The organism is Lacisediminihabitans sp. FW035 (genome assembly GCF_054880895.1).
Map to the genome: position 1 here is coordinate 2225953 of NZ_CM142187.1, position 21600 is coordinate 2247552.

Annotated in this window: 17 protein-coding genes; 4 read left to right on the forward strand and 13 right to left on the reverse strand. The window is 66.2% G+C overall.

Features of this window, described 5'->3' with window-relative positions; genetic code table 11:
• Positions 1-11 precede the first annotated feature (11 nt).
• The 5 genes from ACVXZ4_RS10655 to ACVXZ4_RS10675 form a co-directional block, all read right to left on the reverse strand.
• The gene (locus ACVXZ4_RS10655) at positions 12-1781 is read right to left on the reverse strand and encodes a peptidoglycan D,D-transpeptidase FtsI family protein (protein ID WP_461794825.1); all 1770 of its coding nucleotides are present in this window, start codon (positions 1779-1781) and stop codon (positions 12-14) included.
• Between the two features lie 51 nt (positions 1782-1832).
• Positions 1833-2432 (reverse strand): hypothetical protein, encoded by a 600-nt coding sequence (locus ACVXZ4_RS10660; RefSeq protein ID WP_461794826.1) that lies wholly within the window; start codon positions 2430-2432, stop codon positions 1833-1835.
• The gene (gene rsmH, locus ACVXZ4_RS10665) at positions 2429-3382 is read right to left on the reverse strand and encodes a 16S rRNA (cytosine(1402)-N(4))-methyltransferase RsmH (RefSeq protein ID WP_461794827.1); all 954 of its coding nucleotides are present in this window, start codon (positions 3380-3382) and stop codon (positions 2429-2431) included. Before rsmH ends, ACVXZ4_RS10660 begins: the two co-directional genes overlap by 4 nt.
• Positions 3383-3488: 106 nt before the next feature.
• On the reverse strand, positions 3489-3920 hold the full coding sequence (gene mraZ, locus ACVXZ4_RS10670) for a division/cell wall cluster transcriptional repressor MraZ (protein WP_409157955.1): 432 nt from the start codon (positions 3918-3920) through the stop codon (positions 3489-3491).
• 230 nt (positions 3921-4150) lie between these two features.
• Positions 4151-4516: a DUF3040 domain-containing protein gene (locus tag ACVXZ4_RS10675; protein WP_461794828.1), complete on the reverse strand. Its 366-nt coding sequence runs from the start codon at positions 4514-4516 to the stop codon at positions 4151-4153.
• Positions 4517-4593: 77 nt separating this feature from the next.
• Here ACVXZ4_RS10675 and ACVXZ4_RS10680 point away from each other — a divergent pair, with 77 nt between their 5' ends.
• Entirely contained in the window at positions 4594-5715 is a 1122-nt protein-coding gene (locus tag ACVXZ4_RS10680; protein WP_461794829.1) for a polyprenyl synthetase family protein, read from the forward strand.
• 120 nt (positions 5716-5835) lie between these two features.
• On the opposite strand, the gene ACVXZ4_RS10685 is transcribed toward ACVXZ4_RS10680, so the two are convergent.
• Positions 5836-6177, reverse strand: a complete 342-nt coding sequence (locus tag ACVXZ4_RS10685; RefSeq protein ID WP_461794830.1) for an Rv2175c family DNA-binding protein — start codon at positions 6175-6177, stop codon at positions 5836-5838.
• Between the two features lie 189 nt (positions 6178-6366).
• Here ACVXZ4_RS10685 and ACVXZ4_RS10690 point away from each other — a divergent pair, with 189 nt between their 5' ends.
• Entirely contained in the window at positions 6367-7668 is a 1302-nt protein-coding gene (locus ACVXZ4_RS10690; RefSeq protein WP_461794831.1) for a LysM peptidoglycan-binding domain-containing protein, read from the forward strand.
• A gap of 102 nt (positions 7669-7770) precedes the next feature.
• Complete coding sequence (pknB, locus tag ACVXZ4_RS10695) at positions 7771-9708, forward strand: Stk1 family PASTA domain-containing Ser/Thr kinase (protein WP_461794832.1); 1938 nt, start codon at positions 7771-7773, stop codon at positions 9706-9708.
• Positions 9709-10019: 311 nt separating this feature from the next.
• Here pknB and ACVXZ4_RS10700 read toward each other — a convergent pair whose 3' ends face one another.
• From ACVXZ4_RS10700 to ACVXZ4_RS10710, 3 genes are all read right to left on the reverse strand, one after another.
• Entirely contained in the window at positions 10020-11348 is a 1329-nt protein-coding gene (locus ACVXZ4_RS10700) for a class II 3-deoxy-7-phosphoheptulonate synthase (RefSeq protein ID WP_461797961.1), read from the reverse strand.
• Between the two features lie 114 nt (positions 11349-11462).
• A complete protein-coding gene (locus ACVXZ4_RS10705; RefSeq protein ID WP_461794833.1) occupies positions 11463-12152 on the reverse strand; it encodes a lysophospholipid acyltransferase family protein in 690 nt (229 codons plus the stop codon).
• Between the two features lie 51 nt (positions 12153-12203).
• Entirely contained in the window at positions 12204-13151 is a 948-nt protein-coding gene (locus ACVXZ4_RS10710) for an ROK family glucokinase (RefSeq protein ID WP_461794834.1), read from the reverse strand.
• Between the two features lie 178 nt (positions 13152-13329).
• On the opposite strand from ACVXZ4_RS10710, the gene ACVXZ4_RS10715 reads away from it, so the two are divergent.
• Positions 13330-15150: an AMP-dependent synthetase/ligase gene (locus ACVXZ4_RS10715; RefSeq protein WP_461794835.1), complete on the forward strand. Its 1821-nt coding sequence runs from the start codon at positions 13330-13332 to the stop codon at positions 15148-15150.
• A gap of 247 nt (positions 15151-15397) precedes the next feature.
• On the opposite strand, the gene ACVXZ4_RS10720 is transcribed toward ACVXZ4_RS10715, so the two are convergent.
• From ACVXZ4_RS10720 to ACVXZ4_RS10735, 4 genes are all read right to left on the reverse strand, one after another.
• Positions 15398-15685 (reverse strand): GIY-YIG nuclease family protein, encoded by a 288-nt coding sequence (locus ACVXZ4_RS10720; protein WP_461794836.1) that lies wholly within the window; start codon positions 15683-15685, stop codon positions 15398-15400.
• Positions 15686-16025: 340 nt separating this feature from the next.
• Positions 16026-16514, reverse strand: coding sequence for a peptide deformylase (locus tag ACVXZ4_RS10725; protein ID WP_461794837.1), 489 nt, complete (start codon positions 16512-16514; stop codon positions 16026-16028).
• A 64-nt stretch (positions 16515-16578) separates the two neighbouring features.
• Positions 16579-17922, reverse strand: coding sequence for a MinD/ParA family ATP-binding protein (locus tag ACVXZ4_RS10730; protein WP_461794838.1), 1344 nt, complete (start codon positions 17920-17922; stop codon positions 16579-16581).
• Positions 17923-18076: 154 nt separating this feature from the next.
• Positions 18077-21481 (reverse strand): pyruvate carboxylase, encoded by a 3405-nt coding sequence (locus tag ACVXZ4_RS10735; RefSeq protein ID WP_461794839.1) that lies wholly within the window; start codon positions 21479-21481, stop codon positions 18077-18079.
• Positions 21482-21600: the final 119 nt, after the last annotated feature.

The following is a 21600-nucleotide window of genomic DNA, read 5'->3' on the forward strand; positions in this document are numbered from 1 at the left end:
CGTCTACTTTCTTACCAGGTCGTCGCCGGATAGGTGGATGGCGTTGTCGACGGGGGCACCCGGTACTTTGTGAGCACCTGGGACATGATCTTCTTGAAGGTCGGCGCCGCGGCGGCCGAACTCTTCATGGTAGCTGGCTTCGTGTAGGTGACGACAACCACGTACTGCGGGTCCTCGGCCGGGGCGATGCCGGCGAACGACACGACGCGGTCACCGGTGTAACGCCCGTTGGACGCCATCTCGGCCGTACCGCTCTTGCCCGCTACGCGGTAGCCCGGGATCTTGACGGCCTTGGAGAGCTCGCCGCCCTGCACGACGCTCTCGAGCATGTTGACCACCGTCTTCGCAGTGCTTTCCGACACCACCCGGATCCCTGTGGTCGAGGGCAGGTCGGTGACGGTACCGTCGGCCTTCGTGCAGCTCTCGACGAGCGTCGTCGGCAGTCTCAGGCCACCGTTTCCGAGGGTGCCGAAGATCTGGGCGACCTGCAGCGCCGTGGCCGAAACGCCCTGCCCGTACAGCACGTTGTAGTGGGTCTGGTCGTCCCAGGGCAGCTTGTTGATGAGGCCCTTCGCTTCACCGGGGAAGTCGACGGCGGTCGCCTCGCCGAGTCCGAACTTCTTCATGTACTCGAGCCGGGTCTTCTCGGGCACCTGAGATCCGAGCTTGGAGATCCCCACGTTCGAGGAGTTCTGTAGCACCCCGGTCAGAGTGAGGTGCTGCTCCGGGTGCGGTGCGGCGTCGTTGATGACGGCACCCTCCGGCGTTACCCAGTGCGACGGCACCACGGCCTGCATCGTCGGGGAACCGATTCCCGTGTCGATGAGCATCGAGGCGGACATCGCCTTGAAGACCGAGCCGGGTTCGTACTGCGCGGCGAAGGCGAGCGATCCGTAGTTGGCACGCTCTGAGCCGTCCACATTGTTGGGGTCGACGGCGGGCCAGTCCGCCACAGTCATCAGGTGGAAGTCCTTGATGCGCAGCACGACAGCCGTGGCGGACTGGGCGCCGATCGCGGTGCCCTGCTCGGCGATCGCCTGGGTAGAGAACCACTGCAGGTCGCTGTCGATGGAGAGCTTGAGCGTGCCGCCGGGCTTCGACGCCGTATCGGTGACCTCACTCCCGGGGATCTGCACCCCATCCGCTCCCTGCTCGTAGGTGGTGGTTCCGTTCTTGCTCGCCAGGCACGAATTGTCGCCGAGCTCGAGGCCTCCGCCCGGGCCGTCGGTGCTCAGGTAGCCGGTAAGGTTGCCGGCGACCGCACCGTTCGGGTACGTGCGCTGGGGATGTAGCTGGAAGATGACCCCGGGGATCTTGAGCTTCTCGATGGCACGCTTGGTCGCGAGGTCGACGGACTTGGTGACGAGCGCATAGTTCGAGGCCGGATTCTTGGTCAGCGATGAGTAGACCGTGGCCGGATCCTGCTTGGTCAGGGTCGCGATCTCCGTGGCTGCCTGCATCACAGTGACCCGAGATTTGGTGCCGTCCTTCGCCACCCGGAGGAACCCCGCGGGATCGATCAGAGCGATGTTCGCCGGCGACACCGTCAGATCGAACCGGTTCACGCTGTCCGCGAGCACCACACCGTTGGTGTCGACGATCTCACCCCGTGCCGCGTAGGTGGGGGTCTTCACGGCGCGCTTGTTGAGAGAGTCGGAGGTGAGCTGGTCCGCCCGCACCAACTGGATGTCGACAAGGCGCACGGCGAAGACGCCGACGACCGCGAAGACCATCACTATCGCGAGGGCGAGGCGACGGCGGCTGCGGCGCGGGTTCGGCACGGGCGAGTCCTCACGAAGGTCGGGGAACCGGATGGTTCGGATGCGGATGGTCTAGTGGGTGATCGGCGAGGGAAGTACGGTCTGCGCAGGGGCCCCCGGGCTGGACGCTACAGAACCGGTGCCTCCCGACGCGGCAGGCGCGCCCGTACCGGCCGCGGTTGCCGCCGCTGCGGCGCCGAGTGCCGATATCTCCGGGGTGATGAGCGCGTTGGGGGCGTAGTTCGCGGCATCCGCGGCGAGGGTCGTGTCCGCGGTTGCCGGGGTCGGCGCCCGTGTCACTCCGCCTGCGAGGCTGAGGAAGCCCTGGCTGCCCGTGTTCAGCACCATTCCGAGGGCCGAGGCCTGCCCGGCGAGGTTTTGCGGAGACTGAAGCACGTTGAGAGATTCCGCGAGGGCCTGCTGGTCGCGGGACAGGTCACGCTGGCTCTGCTGGAGCGCGGAGATCTGGTAGGCGCCATCCGACAGCCAGATGCTCAGCAGCAGCTGGGCCATCAGGATGACGAACAGGCCGGCGACCGCGACCAGAGCGTAGACGACGCGGGGGCGAGCACGCTTCTGGCTGCGGGTCGAGACGATCTCGATGTGGCGGGGCGCGACCTCGACCTCCGCCGGCACGTATGCCGGCAGATCGATCGCCAGGGTGTTGCTCATGCGGCCCTCCGGATGCGTGTCGCGGCGCGAAGCCGCACAGGGGTCGACCGCGGGTTCGCGGCCTTCTCGTCGTCGGATGCGAGTTCCGCACCGCGCACGAGCAGCTTCAGTTCTGCCCGGTGTTCGGGCAGTTCGATGGGGAGTCCCGCTGGAGCGGTGGACGAGGATGCCGCGGCAAGGGCCCGCTTCACGATGCGGTCTTCGAGCGACTGGTAGGCGAGCACGACGATGCGACCGTCCACGGCAAGAGAGCGGATCGCGGCCGGGATCGCCCGTTCGAGCACCGAGAGCTCCTGGTTCACCTCGATGCGCAGCGCCTGGAACACCCGCTTGGCGGGGTGCCCGTTGCGCTGGATCGCCACCGGGGTCGCCGCGGTGATCAGTTCGACGAGCTCGGCGGAGCGCACCAGCGGCTTCTTCTCCCGGCTCTCCACGATCTTCTTCGCATAGCGCTGAGCGAGACGCTCTTCGCCGAACTCCCAGAAGATGCGGCGCAATTCGGTTTCGCTGTAGTCGGCGAGGATGCGCTCGGCAGTGAGCGGCGACGTCGCGTCCATACGCATGTCGAGCGGGGCATCCTTCGAGTAGGAGAACCCGCGCTCCACCCGGTCGAGCTGAAGGGATGACACACCGAGGTCGAAGAGGATGCCCGAGACCTCGGGGATGCCGAGCTCGTCGAGGGACTCCTCGAACCGGTCGTACACGGTGTGCACGAGGTGCACGCGGTCCGAGAAGGGGGCGAGCCGCTCCCCCGCGATGGCGAGGGCGTCCGTATCACGGTCGAGTCCGACGAGCACGAGCTCCGGGAACCGCTGCAGCAACGCCTCGGCGTGCCCGGCCATGCCGAGCGTGGCGTCCACAAGGACGGCTCCGGGCTGCGAGATCGCGGGCGCGAGCAGCTCGATCGTGCGCTCGAGCATCACGGGGGTGTGGATCTGGTTGTCGGCCATGGTTACCGGTGGCCTAGTTCCTTGTTCCTGATCCCCATCCGTCCGACCTGTCACCGGGGAAGTGATGTCAGGGCGAGTCGACGGCTGGGAGTCAGGAACAAGGACGCTAGAAGAGCCCGGGGATCACCTCCTCCGTGGTGTCGGCGAAGGCACTCTCCTGCTCGGAGTAGTAGGTCTCCCATGCGGCGGTGTCCCAGATCTCCGCGCGGTTGCCCGCGCCGATCACCGTGAGGTCGCGTCCGAGCCCGGCGTAGGCGCGAAGACCGGCGGGGATCGTGACGCGGTGCTGGGCGTCGGGCACTTCGGCGTTCGCACCGGAGAGGAAGAGGCGCAGGTAGTCGCGAGCCTGCTTGCTCGTGACCGGAGCCTGCCGGATGCGATCGTGCAGCTCCTCGAACTCGCGGGTGGAGAAGACGTAGAGGCAGCGTTCCTGGCCGCGGGTGATCACGATGCCGGACTCGAGCTCGGACCAGAACTTGGCCGGAAGGATAATGCGGCCCTTGTCGTCGAGCTTGGGGGTGTGCGTGCCAAGGAACATCGGTCACTCCCCCTCATTCTCCGGCCTGGATTCAGGTGTACTCCACTTTACTCCACTCTCAACCACAAAACCTAGATGCGCGCGCCAAATCGCCCCGAAATGGGGTAAATGCTCCCGAAATATCAGGGATCTGACGGGTGGAGGGAAATGGAGCAGGATGGCGTGATCCGGAGCGAAAAATGGCACAAAAAAGGCCGATCTCTCGATCGGCCGTTAGTTGTGAATTTCGACTACTGTTCGCGCCCATCCTGGCGTTTGTCCCAGCGCTCGTTCATGCGATCCATGAACGTGGCCTTCGAGCGGGATTCCGTCGGTCGCGGTGCTTCTTCAACGACCCGCCTCGGCGACGAGATCGCCAGCAAGACACCCACGAACATCACGACGAATCCGGCGACTCCGAGAATGGCCAGCTGCAGCATGACGCCAGCGACGATCACGGCCACGCCGACGAGTCCTACAAGCACGCCGATCACGATCGCCCGGTAGGTGGGGCGCCCCCGGCCCGAGCCGACGGTCGTAACGAAGTCTGCGTCGTTGTGATACAGACTGCGTTCCATCTCGTCCAGGAGACGCTGTTCATGTTCTGACAGCGGCATGGTGACTCCCTTCAGGTCGGCGGCACGGTGACGCTAAGTCCCAATTGTAGGCTCTCGCACCTAGCTAGGCTATGACCGTGCCTGAGAGTAAGCGGTTAGTTGACCTTGTCCAGAGCGAGATCGATGTCTTTTTGGATGGCAGGGAGCCGTTGCTCGCCTCGATCGGATCGGATCTCGCCCCGTTCATCGACTTCTCCCGCGACCTCCTGCGGGGCGGCAAGCGTTTCCGTGCCCTGTTCTGCTACTGGGGCTGGCAGTCCGTGAGCGGGCACACCACGAGCTTCGATGTGATGCCCGATCGGGATGCCCCGAGCGACCTGGATGCGGTCGTGCGGGCAGCGAGCGCCCTCGAGTTCTTCCACGCGGCGGCATTGGTGCACGACGACATCATGGACAATTCCGATACCCGGCGGGGAATGCCCAGTGCCCACAAGCGATTCGAGGCGCTACACGCCGATGGGCGATGGACCGGCAGCGCGCGGGGATTCGGCCAGTCCGCCGCCCTGCTGCTCGGCGACCTGCTCCTGAGCTGGAGCGATGAACTCTTCGACTCCGGCCTCCAGGAACTCAGCACGCCCGCCGCCCGCACCGCGGCGCGTCGGGAGTTCAACCTCATGCGCACGGAGGTCACTGTCGGCCAGTATCTCGACATCCTCGAGGAGCGAAGCTGGAGAAACTACCCCGAACCCGAACTCCTGACCCGCGCCCATCGCGTGATCGTCTATAAATCGGCCAAGTACAGCATCGAAGCGCCGCTCACGATCGGCGCGGCCCTCGCCGGCGGATCGCTCGAGCAGGTCAACGCCCTGCGCGAATTCGGCCTCCCGCTGGGCATCGCCTACCAGTTGCGGGACGACCTGCTCGGGGTCTTCGGCGACCCGGAGACCACGGGAAAGCCGTCGGGAGACGACCTGCGAGAGGGCAAGCGCACTGTGCTCATCGCCCTGGCCCGCACCAAGCTCCCGTCCAACTCCACCAGCCTCCTCGATGAACTGCTCGGCGACCCCGAGCTCTCGCCGCAGCAGGTGGCGATGCTCCAGGCATCCATCCGCGACAGCGGAGCGGTCGAGCACGTCGAACGCATCATCGACCACAACGTCGCGCTTGCGATCGCCGCGATCGAGGATGCCCCGCTCAGCGGCGCCTCGAAGCAACAGCTCGTTCAGCTCGCCGACACCGTGATCAAACGCTCGGCCTGAGAACCCCGCTGGTCGAGTAGCGCCGTTTGCGGATCCCGCTGGTCGAGTAGCGCCGTCTGCGGCGCGTGTCGAGACCTCACCGTTCTAATGCGGTCTCGATACGGGCGCCGAGGGGCGGGGCTAGAACCCGAGCGCCTGGGCCACGCGGCGCACCTCGGCCTTGCGGCCGGCACGCAGGGCGTCGATCGGGGGGATGCCGATGCTTTCTTCAGCGGTGAGCAGCCAGTGCATGGCCTCTTCGTCGCTGTAGCCGCTGTCGTGAAGCACGAGGAGGGTCCCTCGCAGTTCAGGAAGCGGCTCGGAGTCGCGGATGAATGACTCCGGCACCTTCCACACCCCGTCGATCTTGGACGCCAGCAGGCTGTGGTCTTCGATGAGCCGACGCACCTTGCTCACGCCGATACCGAGGATGTCGACGAGTTCGGGGAGGGTCAGCCAGCGGGTGTCCGAAGCAGTAGTCACGAGTGCAATGCTGCCAGACGCACGCGCTGGAGCAAACTTCAGGCCTATGTTTCGAACGCGTTAACTCGAACAACATGCGCCCCACTAATTGACACTGTTATAGATCTGTGTCAGCGTTCATGGATGACGTGATGCCCGTTCCTGGGTGCGGGGCATATCTCGGGGGCGAGAGATAGACGAGGTTTCAGCATGACGAAGACATTCGAGCACGACGACAGCTCACGCCGTCGGCAGGGCAGCCGAGCCGACCAGGGCAAGCTCGCCCGCGGTCTCTTCAACACGATCCCGATCGTGCTCGCAGGAACCATTGCGATGACACTCAATGTGACCGGGCCGGTGCAGGCCGCCGACCTGCGCCGAGACAAGCCGCGGTCCACTCCCTCAGAGCTCGGCAAGAGCATCCGCGACGCGTTCACCGCCGCCGCCCGCGCGGCGAGCAACCCCGTTGCAGCCCCGGTGACCGAGGCCTCCACCTCCGTCGCCGCCTCCGCGCCCGCCACCTATCGGGTGGTCGCCGGTGACACCGTCTCCAGTATCGCCGGCCGGTACGGCTTGGCCACCGCATCCGTTCTCGCCCTCAACGGCCTCAGCTGGAAGTCCGTGATCTTCGCCGGCCAGACCCTGAAGCTCAGCAGCAGCGGTGCAGTGGCGGCTGTCACGCCCGTCGCCGCCACCCCGACGAGCCGATACACGATCCAGAAGGGCGACTCGATCGGGGGAATCGCCGCCAAGTTCGGGCTCGCAACACAGACTCTGCTGAGCGCCAACGGCTTGGCCTGGACGAGCATCATCTACCCCGGACAGACCATCGCGATCCCGGGATCGACCAGTGTGGCAGCCGTCGCCCCCGCCAGCCAAGTGCGCATCGTCGAAGCTCCGTCCGTCGCGGCGCCGGGCACACCGGTCACTTATACGATCGCGAGCGGCGACACGATCGCCAAGATCGCCGCGAAGTTCGGAGTCACCTCGCAGGCCATCCTCGCGGCCAACAACCTCACCTGGTCGAGCATCATCTACGGCGGCCACACGCTGGCCATCCCGACCGCTGCGTCCGTCGTGCCGGCCTCACCCGCGGCCGTCGTCGCGCTCACGAGCGAGATGGCCGCCAACGCGCGCACCATCGTCTCCGTAGGCCGCTCTCTCGGCGTGCCGGAATACGGCCTCGTCGTGGCTCTCGCCGCAGCCGCGCAGGAGTCCGGACTGCGCAATCTGACCTATGGGGACCGCGACTCGATCGGTATCTTCCAGCAGCGTCCGAGCACGGGCTGGGGCACGCCGGCGCAGATCCTCCAGCCCACCTACGCGGCCCGGTTGTTCTTCGGCGGGCCGAAGAACCCCAATGCCGCCAACACCCGCGGCCTTCTCGACATCCCAGGCTGGCAGGCCAAGTCGGTGACGGATGCGGCCCAGGCTGTGCAACTCTCCGGCTTCCCGACCGCCTATGCGAAATGGGAGTCCTCCGCCCGCTCCTGGCTCGCGGCGATCCGGTAGCGGCGCCGCCAACATAACGATTGCGGCAAGACGCCCGATTCGACCGGCGGTACCTCGGTGTTTTAGCCGGATGATCCGGCAGTCGATCCTTAGACTCGATCAGTGACCACCAGCAGCAGCGATCCCCTGATCGGACGTCTCATCGACGGCCGTTACCAGGTGCGATCGCGCATCGCTCGCGGGGGCATGGCGACGGTGTATCTCGCCACCGACCTGCGGCTCGAGCGGCGCGTCGCGATCAAGGTCATGCACGGGCACCTCGCCGACGATTCGCAATACAAGGCCCGCTTCATCCAGGAGGCACGCTCGGCGGCTCGGCTTGCGCATCCGAACGTCGTGAACGTCTACGACCAGGGCCAGGACGGCGAGACCGCCTACCTGGTGATGGAATACCTGCCGGGCATCACGCTGCGCGACCTGCTGATGGAGCACAAGGTGCTCACGACCATGCAGGCGATGGACATCATGGAGGCGATCCTCGCCGGGCTCGCCGCCGCCCACAAGAACGGCATAGTCCACCGCGATCTCAAGCCGGAGAACGTGCTGCTCGCCGACGACGGCCGGATCAAGATCGGTGACTTCGGGCTCGCGCGCGCCGCGTCCGCAAATACCGCCACCGGCAATGCGCTGCTCGGCACGATCGCCTACCTCTCCCCCGAGCTGGTGACCCGCGGGGTCGCCGACACCCGCAGCGACATCTATGCCGTTGGCATCATGCTCTACGAGATGCTCGCCGGCGAGCAGCCGTTCAAAGGCGAGCAGGCATTCCAGATCGCGCACCAGCACGCCAACGACACCGTGCCGACCCCGAGCACCAAGAACCCGCGTGTGCCCGCCGAACTCGACGAGCTGGTGCTGTGGGCGACGGCGCGGGATCCCGACCAGCGCCCTCGGGACGCCAAGGCGATGCTCGACCAGCTCCACGAGACGGAAGCCCTGCTGCGCCTGGAGGAGCCGACCACGGCATCCACGTCCACCCAGCGCACGATGATCATGCCCTCCGCGGTGGCGGCGCTGTCCAGCACCGGCGATACGCAGATCCTCACACCGAAGGCCCGGCATCGCACGGGGCCGATCCTCACCGAAACGGCGAACACCCTCGCGGTGAAGAGCGATCGGCGACGACGCAAGGGGTTCTGGCTGTTCGCCCTCGTCATCCTCATCGCCGCGCTCGCGGGCGGCACCGGGTGGTACTTCGGCGCCGGACCGGGGGCGCAGGTCGCGATCCCCGACCTCGCCGGGCAATCGCCGTCCGCAGCATCCGCGACCCTCTCGGGGCTGGGGCTCACCGTCAACCCGACTCCCGGGGAAACGCCTTCCTTGAAGGTGCCGAAGGGCGCCGTCGCCGAGACCACCCCGGCCATCGGAACCCGGGTGCCCAAAGACAGCCAGGTGACCCTCCTCGTCTCCAGCGGTCCCAAGAACATCGCAGTTCCTACGCTCGTGGGAGAGGCTCAGAACGCCGCGATCCAGAAGATCAAGGACGCCGGATTCCGCTACGACTCGAAAGCGTCATCGAAGCAGTTCGACGCAAAGGTGTCGAAGGACACTGTGATCGCCGCATTCGGCACCGACGCGCTCGACCTCACGTCGGTCACGACCTACGGCCAGAATCAGCCGATATCGCTCGTCGTCTCCGTGGGTGCGATTCCGGATGTCGCGGGCAAGACCGTCGAGGACGCCACCACCACCCTCAGCGAGGTTGACCTCACCGCGACACCGGGCCGGCAAGACTACAGCGACACCGTGCCGAAGGGCAACGTGATCGGCATCGACCTGGCCACCGGTGCGGTCGTCCGTCCCGGGGATCCGATTTCGCTGACGATCTCCAAGGGCAAGGAGCAGATCGCGGTGCCGGATGTCGTGGGACTCTCGTGGGATAAGGCCAAGAAGGCACTCGCCGACGCCGGTTTCGTGCCGAGCTACAACAAGGTGGCCGATATCGCGCCCTCGTCTTTCACTGTAGCGAGAACCAACCCCTCGGCAGGAACGACCGTCGACAAGGGCTCGACAGTGAAGGTCAACTTCAACGGCCTCTAGCGCCTCGGTACGTCAACATCCCAGCACGATCTCGCGCCAGTTCGTCAACCACGCTGTCGAACGCATCGCCGCAGTCTGACATGGCGGCGCACCGTCGGGCGCGTGGTCCGGCGTGTGGTCTGGCGTATGGTCCGGCGCACGCTCCGTCTCCGTGTTCGCGGATCAGGAGTCGTGCGAGACACGCCGAGGCGCAGGGCTGCGACACGCCGCATCCGCCCCATTGTTCCTGATCCGCGAACGAGTCGCAGCGCACTGCACGCCACACCGCGCGGCCGCACTGGTGGCTGCATGCCGAGCATCCGGCGAAACGCTCAGCGCGCGCTGAGCTCCTCGGCGACGAGGAACGCCAGCTCGAGCGACTGCATGTGGTTGAGGCGCGGGTCGCACAGGGACTCGTAGCGCGTGGCGAGCGTGGCCTCGTCGATCTGCTCGGAGCCCCCGAGACACTCGGTGACGTCGTCACCGGTGAGCTCGATGTGTATGCCGCCCGGGTAGGTCCCCGCGGCGCGGTGGGCCTCGAAGAAGCCCTTCACCTCGTCGACCACGTCGTCGAAACGCCGGGTCTTGTAGCCGTTGGGCGTCGTCAGGCCGTTGCCGTGCATCGGATCTGTGACCCAGAGCGGATTGGCGTCCACCTGCTTGATCGCTTCCAGCAGCGGCGGGAGGGCATCCCGCACCTTGCCGGCGCCCATGCGCGTGATGAAGGTGAGGCGCCCCGGTTCGCGGTCGGGGTCGAGCCTGTCGATCAGCCGCAGCATGTCGTCGATCTTGGTGGTCGGGCCGAGCTTCACCCCGATCGGGTTGCGCACCCGGGACATGTAGTCCACATGGGCTCCGTCGAGGTCGCGGGTGCGCTCCCCGATCCAGAGAAAGTGCGCCGAGGTGTTGATGGGCGTGCCGTTGCGCGAGTCGATCCGGGTCATCGGACGCTCGTAGTCCATCAGCAGGCTCTCGTGGCTGGTGTAGAACTCCACGCGCTTGAGTTCGTCGAAGTCGGCGCCGGCCGCCTCCATGAACTTGATGGCCTTGTCGATGTCGTGCGCCATCTGCTCGTAGCGCACGTTCGCGGGATTGCGGGCGAAACCCTGGTTCCACCGGTGCACCTCGCGCAGGTCGGCGAAGCCACCCTGGGTGAAGGCACGCACGAGATTGATGGTGGATGCCGAGGTGTGGTAGCCCTGCACGAGACGGCGGGGATCGGCCTCGCGCGACTCCGGAGTGAAGTCGAAACCATTGACGATGTCTCCCCGGTAGGCCGGAAGCGTCACATCTCCCCGGGTCTCGGTGTCGCTGGAGCGGGGCTTGGCGAACTGCCCGGCCATCCGCCCCATCTTGATCACCGGCGTCGAGGCGCCGTAGGTGAGCACCACGGCCATCTGCAGCACGGTCTTGACCCGGTTGCGGATGGCGTCCGCGGTGGCTCCGGCGAAGGTCTCGGCGCAGTCGCCTCCCTGGAGGAGGAATGACTGGCCGCGAGCGGCGGCCGCGAGCCGCTCACGCAGCACGTCGACCTCACCGGCGAAGATCAGGGGCGGCAACGAAGCGATCTCGTCAGAGGCGGCCTGCACGGCCGAGGCATCCGGCCACTGTGGCTGCTGCTTGATCGGAAGTGTGCGCCAATGATCCAGCCCGGCGATCACCGATGGATCTGCGAGTACGACCGGGTCATCATTGCTGGCAAACACAGGGGGTGGTTCCTCAATGCGCTGGGGGGATCGGGCTGATAAAGGGGGCGACTGGCCCGACTTCCCAGCCTACCGGCTGAGCGAAGCCTGCTTCTCCTTGACGGAGGAGGCGTAGACGTCTACGTACTCCTGGCCGCTGAGGCGGTCGAGCTCGTACATGATCTCGTCGGTGATGGAGCGCAGGATGAAGCGGTCCCCCTCCATGCCCTCGAACCGGGAGAAGTCCAGAGGCTTCCCGATGACGATTCCGATGCGCCGCACCTTGGGAAGGCGGGACCCGATGGGCATCACCTTCTCGGTGTCGATCATCGCGACCGGCACCACCGGGACCCCGCCCTCGAGGATCATGCGGGCGACGCCCGTGCGTCCACGATAGAGACGACCATCGGGGCTGCGCGTTCCCTCCGGATAGATGCCGAGCACTTCGCCGCGCGCGAGCACGCCGAGACCGGTCTGGAGGGATGCCTCGGAGGCCTTGCCCCCGGAACGGTCGATCGGGATCATCCCGGTGGCCTTGAGGAAGTTCTTGATGAGCCACGATTTCGTGCCGCGGCCCGTGTAGTAGTCGCTCTTGGCGAGAAAGCTGATGCGACGGTCCATCACGAGCGGCAGGAATACCGAGTCGATGAACGACAGGTGGTTGGAGGCCATGATCACGCCGCCCGACTTCGGGATGTTCTCATGCCCGGTGACCCAGGGCCGGAAGGCGGTCTTCAGCAGCGGACCTGCGACCAGGTTCTTCATGAACCAGTAGAACATTTGAAACCTGCGCCTTCAGAGATTGACCCACTCTAACGGCTACGCGGGCCGCTACCGGTTCGCGGCATGCAGTCTGGCGAGGTCCGCCGCACCGACGACGCCCGCGTCGTTCACCAGCTCTGCGATCACGAAGACGGGTTCGGGATGGAATCCGCGAGCCGGCAGATGTGAGAGGTACGCCTCCCGGATCGGGTCGAGCAGCAGGTCGCCCGCCACCGCGACACCGCCCCCGAAGACGAAGACCTGGGGATCGAGCACCGCGCTGAGCGAGGCGCAGGCCTGACCGAGCCAGGTGCCGAGTTCGCGCAGGGCCTGAAGCGCGCCAGGATCCCCGGCGACGATGAGCTCCGCGACATCCGGTCCTCCGAGGGTGCCGCGTTGCTCGCGCACCGCCGCGAGCCCGAGGCCGATACCGCCGACATCCGCGATCGCATTGGCCATGCGCAACAACGCGCGGCCTGATCCGTACTGCTCGATGCAGCCCCGGGCGCCGCATCCGCAGGGCAGGCCGTCCGGCACGATGCGCATGTGGCCGAGCTCGGCGCCGGCTCCGAATCCGCCGCGGAACAGTCGATCCTGAGTGACGATCGCTCCCCCGACGCCTGTGCCGATGGTGAGCATCGTCATATCGCTGTACAGGCGACCGGAGCCGAACCGGAATTCGGCCCAACCCGCCGCGTTCGCATCGTTGTCGATGGTGATATCGAGGTCGAGCCGGTCGGTGAGCCGCTGGCGGAGCGGTTCGTGGCGCCAGCTGATGTTCGGCGTGTAGTACACCGTGGACTGTGCCGCATCGATGAAACCGGGCGCCGCGACGCCGGCGGCCTCGACCTCGTGGCCGTCGCGCAGGCGCTCGATCATCGAGACGACGGCGTCGACGATCTGCTCCGAACCGGTCGTCGGGGTGGGCAGCCGGTCTTCGACGATGATCTCGCCGAGTTCGGAGACGAGGGCTCCCGCGATCTTGGTGCCGCCGATATCGATTCCGATTGCATGCACGAGCGGTGACCTTTGTTCCGAAAAGACTTGTGGGAGACGTACAAGTGGTGTGGGGCTTCCCAGACGCACCACCTAGAGTTTAGGCAACGGGGGTGGCTTCTGCTATTTGGCCCCCTCGCCCCGATAGTGCACGAAACGGCTCCGACGTGGAGCCCGTGCCGGCCCCGAAGGAGTAGCCGTGCAGGAATACGACGTACCCGCTCTCGTCGCAGCCGATCCCGACGCGAATGCGACGGATCTGCTTGTCGACCGTGTGAAAGCCACACCGGACCTCGCGCTCTTCGCGCTCCCCACCGCAGCGGGAGGGTGGACGGATGTCTCGGCATCCGAGTTCCTCGCCCAGGTGATCGCGCTCGCGAAGGGCCTGGTCGCCGCCGGAATCCAACCCGGGGACAAGATCGGTCTCATGTGCAAGACGCGCTACGAGTGGACGCTGATCGACTTCGCCACGTGGTTCGCCGGAGCCGTGCTCGTGCCGATCTACGAGACGTCCTCCCCCAGCCAGGTGCAATGGAACCTTACCGACTCCGGTGCGATCGCCATGATCACCGAGACCCCCGACCATTTCGCCCGCTTCGACGAGGTCTACGCGGACCTGCCGCTCATCCGCAACGCCTGGAAGATCAACCTCGGCGACCTCGACAAACTCGCTGCGAGCGGCGCCGAGGTGACCGACGAGGAGATCGAGCGTCGCCGTGTCATCGCCAAGGGATCCGACCTCGCCACGCTCATCTATACGGCCGGAACCACCGGGCGGCCGAAGGGCTGCATCCTCACCCACTCCAACTTCGTGGAACTCTCGCGCAATGCCGCGCTGGCGATTCCCGAGGTGGTCAACACCCAGTCGAAGACGCTGTTGTTCATCACCACCGCCCACATCTTCGCCCGCTTCATCGCGGTCCTGAGCATCCATGGCGGGGTGCAGGTGGGGCACCAAGCCGACACCAAGCAGCTCCTCCCGGCCATGGCCTCATTCAAGCCGACCTTCCTTCTCGCGGTGCCGCGGGTATTCGAGAAGGTCTACAACTCTTCGGAGCAGAAGGCTGAAGGTGGCGGGAAGGGCAAGATCTTCCGGCGGGCCGCTGCGGTCGCTATCGAGCACTCGAAAGCCCTGGATGCCGGCACCGTTCCGCTCTCGCTCAAGCTGCAGTTCGCGGTGCTCGACCGGCTCGTGCTCTCGAAGATCCGTGCGGCGATGGGAGGCAATGTGAAATTCGCGGTCTCCGGATCCGCCCCTCTCGGGCTGCGGCTCGGGCACTTCTACCGCAGCCTCGGCATCACGATCCTCGAGGGCTATGGCCTCACGGAGACCACGGCGCCGATCTCGGTGAACCGCCCGTCGAACTTCAAGATCGGCAAGGTGGGACCGCCACTTCCCGGCGTCTCGGTGCGCATCGCGGACGATGGCGAGATCCAGGCAAAGGGCATCAACATCTTCGATGGCTACTGGCAGAACCCGGAGGAGACCGCGAAGGTCTTCGACGGTGAGTGGTTCAAGACCGGAGACATCGGCGAGTTCGACGAAGACGGCTACCTCTCGATCACCGGCCGCAAGAAGGAGATCATCGTCACCGCCGGGGGTAAGAACGTATCGCCGGCCCTACTCGAGGACCCGATTCGCGCCAATCCGATCGTGGACCAGGTGATCGTGGTGGGCGAGCAGAAGCCGTTCATCGCGGCTCTGGTCACTCTCGACGACGAGATGCTTCCGGTATGGCTCAACAACAACGGCGAGGATGCCAACATGCCGATCGAGGAAGCCGCCAGGCTCCCTAAGGTGGTCGCCGAGATCCAGAAGGCGGTGGATGCCGCGAACGCGACGGTCTCCCGGGCCGAGTCGATCCGCAAGTTCGTGATTCTCACGCGCGAGCTCACCGAGGCCAGCGGGCACCTCACACCGAAGATGAGCATCAAGCGCAATGTGATCCTCAAGGACTTCTCCGCGGACATCGAGGGCATGTATCAGGGCGCCCCCGCCACGGAGGGCATCTCGATCTAGCGCCTCTGCCGGTCGAGTAGGAGCGCCAGCGACGTGTCGAGACCCCGTCACCCCAGGTCTCGACACGCGTCCTCCTCCGTCGGGCACTACTCGACCAGCACACCTCTCCGCCGGTCGAGTAGGAGCGCCAGCGACGTGTCGAGACCCCGTCACCCCAGGTCTCGACACGCGTCCTCCTCCGTCGGGCGCTACTCGACCAACACACCTCTGCTGGTCGAGTAGGAGCTCCAGCGACGTGTCGAGACCCTCAGCCGCGCGACTCCCGCCCAAACCGACCACGTGAGGCGTTCGGAAGCAGGTCATAATGACCAGCGATCAGGGCCTCGCGCTTGCGACGGCTCCATCCCTGCACCTGCTTCTCGCGCTCATAGGCTTCATGAACGAACGCATACTCCTCCGCGAACACGAGCTCGACGGGAAGCCGCTTGCGCGTATACGCGGCGCCCACTCCTGTTCCGTGTTCGAACATCCGGCGGTCGAGGTCGCGCGTACTGCCGACGTAGAAACTGCCATCGGCGCACTTCAGGATATACATGTGGGGCATTCCGGCAGGCTGGCGCGTGCAGCCGGCTTTGGTCAAGCTCGAGAAGGGGTGGCGTGAAATCGAGGTCGATTGTGGATTCGGTGTAGGAGGGGAGTTGGTCCCGGCCGGCCCAGGTCTCGACACGTCGCTGCGCTCCTACTCGACCCGCAGAACTCCCTGCGCTCCTAGTCGACCAGCACAGCGGTCTCGACACGTCCCTGCGCTCCTACTCGACCAGCAGAACTCGCTGCGCTCCTAGTCGACCAGCACAGCGGTCTCGACACGTCGCTGCGCTCCTACTCGACCCGCAGAACTCCCTGCGCTCCTACTCGACCAGGAGGAATGGGCGGGTTCAGAACCAGTCGCTGTTACGGATGGCCTCCATCGCTTCGCGGCGCAGGCCCTTCTCGAGCCCTTCGATGTAGAGCTTGCCGTCGAGGTGATCTGTCTCGTGCTGCAGCGCCTGGGCCATGACGCCCTCGCCGCTCAGCTCGATTGCATCGCCGGCGAGATCGACTCCCGTGACGCGGGCGAACGGATACCGCAGACGCTCGAAATAGAAGCCGGGAACCGAGAGGCATCCCTCGTCGACGAGCTCCGGCTCCCCCGAGACCTCTACGAGTACCGGGTTGATGATGTACCCGATCTGCCCGTCGACGTTGTAGCTGAAAGCCCGCTGGTTGACGCCGATCTGCGGGGCCGCGACCCCCGCGCGCCCGGGCACCTTGACGGTGTCGATCAGGTCCTCGATGAGCCCGGTGACGTCATCGGTCGGGCGGATCGGGTCTGACACGGTCTTCAGCACCGGATCGCCGAAGATACGGATCTGTCGCTCGGTCATGCAGAATTGCTCGCTTTCGAAAGGGGAGACGGCATCGCGGGGGCGCGCGATCGACGGTGGTTGCTCAGGCACCCTGCCGGGCGGGAAGACCATCGACGACCAGTGCAGCCAGCTCGCGGGCAGACGCCTTCGTGAGCGGCTTGAGATCGCGGTAGTTGATCACGGAGCCGGCGGCGAGCTGCGGGTCGTAGGGGATGCGCACGATCTCCCGCACCCTGGACTTGAAGTGCGCCTCGATCTCTTCGAGTTTCACGAGGTTGGTTCCCTGGGTGGCGGTGTTCAGGGCGACCACCGCGTTCTTCACCAGGTCCTGGTAGCCATTCGCCTCGAGCCAGGTGAGCGTCTCGGATGCGAGGCGCGCCTCGTCGACGCTGCCTCCGGAAACGATCACCACCGAGTCGGCCCGCTGCAGGGTGGCCCGCATCACCGAGTGCACGATCCCTGTGCCGCAGTCGGTGAGCACGATCGAGTAAAACCGGGCCGCGAGATCCGCAACCACGTTGTAGTCGTTCTCGTCGAACGCTTCGGAGAGCAAGGGATCGGTGTCGGACGCGAGGATGTCGAGCCGCGTCTCATCCCGGGAAACCATCGTGGTGAAATCGTTGAAGCTGTTGATGCTCGGGGCCAGCGTCACGACGTCCCTCACGGTGGAGCGTGTCTGCTTGTTGACACGCTCAGACAGCGTGCCGCGGTCCGGATTGGCGTCGATCGCGATGATGCGGTCCTCGCGGATATCGCTGAGCGCCATCCCGAGCAGGGCCGTGATCGTGGTCTTGCCGACACCGCCCTTGCGCGTGAGCACCGGGATGAAGCGCGCGCCGCCCTCGAACCTCTTGTCGACCCGGGCTTCGATGGCCTTCCGGGCGAGCACCTTCGGCGAGTCCCCACGATTGACGATGTGAAGGGTGGCGGTGTAGAGGAAGGCGTTGAGTCCGCCCTCCGGCTTGACGCGCTTCTTCTTGCGGGCGTCGATCAGCCGGTCCGCCGTGAGCATGTTGGCCGGTTCCGGCGTGTTGGAGACTTCGCCGCGAGTGCGCTCGCGTCGACCGAGATCACGGCGGTTGACATCGCGACGGTTGAGCGCCCGATCGTCGTTGGTCGGGAGCTCCGGGATCGGGACCGGCGCTGGGGCCGGCTCCGGCCGGGGTGCCGGTGCGACGACGGGAATGGACATCGTTGACGGCTGCACCACCTCCACCGAGCCCGGATTCACCGGTACCTCGACGATCGATACGGCGAGTTCGTCCTCCGGCGCGGCGTGGATCGTCGTGGGAAGGCTCACCTCGATCGAGAGGCTCTGCGGAAGGCTCGCGGCGAGGTCATCCGTCGCGCCGTCGGCGAAGTCGTAGCCCGCTTCAGATTCGGAGAGCGGATCGCGGCTCTCCGATTCCCTGCTTCTGGTCGACATGCCGGTAACCCTTCGTTGTGCTGAAATTAGCGCAATAAGAACCCCCTACTCTACCGCGAGGGGCGAATGGCGCCGGTCAGGGCCGACTGTACGCGCGATCTGCCCGATCCGATCGGGCCGATCCGATCGGGCCGGTTCGATCAGGCCGGTTCGATCAGGCCGGTTCGATCACGACGAGCAGGTCACCGGCATCCACCTGCTGGGTGCGCGGGATGGCGAGCCGCCGAACGATACCGGCGACGGATGCGGTGATCGCGGCCTCCATCTTCATGGCTTCGATCGACGCGACGTTCTGGCCGATCGTCACGGTGTCTCCCTCCACGACCTGGAGTGTGACCACACCGGAGAAGGGCGCTGCGACCTGACCGGCGACGGTGGTATCCGCCTTCTCTGCCGCCTTGCTGTCGACAGTGATGCCGCGATCCCGCGCGAAGACGGGCCGCATCTGGCCGTTGATCACCGTCATCACTGTGCGCATCCCCTTGTCGTCGGCGTCACCGATGGCCTCGAGCCCGATGTAGAGACTCACGCCCTTCTCGATGTCGATGACGTGCTCCTGGCCCTGACGCAGGCCGTAGAGGTAGTCGACGGTGTCGATGACGGACAGGTCGCCGTACTGCTCCCGCACGGCTTCGAATGCCTTTGTCGGCGCGGCGAACAGCAGGCGATTGAGGGTGGACCGGCGCGACTCGGCGTCGCCGGCGAGCCCTGCACGATCGGCATCCGTGATCTCCTCGACGCCGATCTTCACGGTGCGCCCGGCGAGCACCTTGGAGCGGAACGGCTCGGGCCATCCGCCGGGCAGGTCTCCGAGTTCGCCGGCCATGAAGCCGACCACGGAGTCGGGGATGTCGTAGCGATCGGGGTTCTGCTCGAAGTCGGCCGGATCCGCGTTCGCCGCCGCGAGGGCGAGTGCGAGGTCGCCGACGACCTTCGACGAGGGGGTAACCTTCGGCGGGCGACCGAGCATCTTGTTGGCCGCCGCGTAGAGGTCTTCGATCTTCTCGAACTGGTCGGCGAGACCGAGGGCGATGGCCTGCTGGCGAAGGTTCGACAGCTGGCCTCCGGGGATCTCATGGTGGTAGACCCGGCCCGTCGGTCCCGGCAGCCCGGACTCGAAGGGCTTGTAGGCGTGGCGCACCGCCTCCCAGTAGGGCTCGAGGTCGGAGACCGCCTGCAGCGAGAGGCCCGTGTCGCGCTCGGTGTGGGCGAGCGCGGCGACGAGGGCCGACGCCGAGGGCTGGCTGGTCGTGCCCGCCATCGGCGCGCTCGCGACATCCACCGCGTCCGCTCCGGCACGGCTGGCGGCGAGCAGGGTGGCCAGCTGCCCGCCGGCGGTGTCATGGGTGTGCACGTGCACGGGGAGCTCGAACCGGTCCCGAAGGGCCGTCACGAGCTTCTCGGCCGCGCTGGCACGCAGCAATCCCGCCATGTCCTTGATGGCGATGATGTGGGCGCCGGCATCCACGATCTGCTCGGCGAGCTTCAGGTAGTAGTCGAGGGTGTAGAGATCTTCGGACGGGTCGAGCAAGTCACCGGTGTAGCAGAGTGCCACCTCCGCGACGGCGGTGCCAGTCTCGAGCACCGAGTCGATGGCCGGACGCATCTGGGACACATCGTTGAGCGCGTCGAAGATTCGGAAGATGTCGACGCCGGTGGATGCCGCCTCGCGCACGAAGGCATCCGTCACCTCGGTGGGGTATGGCGTGTAGCCCACAGTGTTGCGTCCACGGAGCAGCATCTGGATCGCGATGTTCGGGAGGCTCTCGCGCAGGGCGGCGAGCCGGTCCCACGGGTTCTCTCCGAGGAAACGGAGGGCGACGTCGTAGGTCGCGCCGCCCCAGGCCTCGACCGAGAGCAGCTGCGGGGTCATCCGGGCCACGTAGGGTGCAACGGCCACGAGGTCCTTCGTGCGTACCCGCGTCGCAAGCAGCGACTGGTGCGCATCGCGGAACGTGGTCTCGGTGACGGCGAGGGCGGTCTGCGCGCGCAGCGCCGAGGCGAATCCGACGGGGCCGAGCTCGAGCAGGCGCTGGCGCGATCCGGCGGGAGCGGGCTGATTGACGTCGATTTCCGGCAGCTTCAGCGCCGGGTTCAGGATGCCGGCTCCATCGCCGTTCGGGCGGTTCACCGTGACATCCGCAAGCCAGTTGAGGATCTTGGTGCCGCGGTCCTTCGACTGGTGGGTGTCGAACAGCTCCGGACGCTCCTCGATGAAGGAAGTGCTGAGATCCCCGGCCTGGAACGACGGATCGTCGAGTACGGCCTGCAAGAACGGGATATTGGTGGAGACACCGCGGATGCGGAACTCGGCGAGTCCGCGCTTGGCCCGGGCGACCGCCGCGGGGAAGTCCCGCCCGCGGCAGGTCATCTTCACGAGCATCGAGTCGAAGTGGGGGCTGATCTGGGTGCCGGGGTCGATGGTGCCGCCGTCGAGACGGATGCCGCCACCACCCGGCGAGCGGTAGGTGGTGATCTTGCCGGTGTCGGGTCGGAATCCCGCCGCGGGATCTTCCGTCGTGATGCGGCACTGCAGCGCGGCGCCTCGCAGGCGGATGTCTTCCTGGTGCAGTCCGAGCTCGGCGAGGGTCTGGCCGAACGCGATGCGCATCTGGGACTGCACGAGGTCGATATCGGTGACCTCCTCGGTCACGGTGTGCTCCACCTGGATGCGCGGGTTCATCTCGATGAACACGTGCTTTCCCTTGCGTTCGCCCGCGGTGTCGAGCAGGAACTCGACCGTTCCCGCGTTGACATAGCCGATCGACTTGGCGAACGCGATCGCGTCCCGGTACATCGCCTGGCGGGTCACCTCGTCGAGGTTCGGGGCCGGAGCGATCTCGATCACCTTCTGGTGTCGACGCTGCACCGAGCAGTCGCGCTCGAACAGGTGCACGGTCTCCCCCGTGGCATCCGCCAGGATCTGCACCTCGATGTGACGCGGGCGCACCACGGCCTGCTCGAGGAACATGGTCGGGTCGCCGAAAGCGCTGTCGGCCTCACGCATGGCCTCGAGGAGAGCCGCGCGCAGGTCTTCCTTCTTCTCGACCCGCCGCATCCCTCTCCCGCCGCCGCCGGCGACGGCCTTGGCGAAGATGGGGAAGCCGATCGCATCGGCCCCGGCGAGCAGCTCGTCGACGTCCTTCGAGGCCGGGGTGGACGCGAGGACCGGCACTCCCGCGGCGACCGCGTGCTCCTTTGCCGTCACCTTGTTGCCGGCCATCTCGAGCACGCTCTGGCCCGGACCGATGAACGTGATGCCGGCGGCAGCAGCAGCCTCGGCGAGCTCAGGGTTCTCCGAGAGGAAGCCATAGCCCGGATAGATCGCGTCGGCGCCGCACTCGAGAGCGACCCGGATGATCTCCGACACATCCAGGTACGCGCGCACCGGGTGGCCGGGCTCCCCGATCTGGTAGGCCTCGTCTGCTTTCAGCCGATGCATCGAATTGCGGTCTTCGTAGGGGAAGACTGCGACGGTCTGGGCGCCGAGCTCATAGGCGGCGCGAAAGGCACGGATGGCGATTTCGCCACGATTGGCCACGAGGATCTTGGTGAACATCTGGTCCTTTCGAATCTCCGGCCAGCTTAGGGCCGAGGGATGCGGTCGATTCCCCGTCAAGGCGCTGTGCGGGCAGCCAAGATTTAGGTTCTTTAAGACTAGTGAAGGTATCGTGGTCC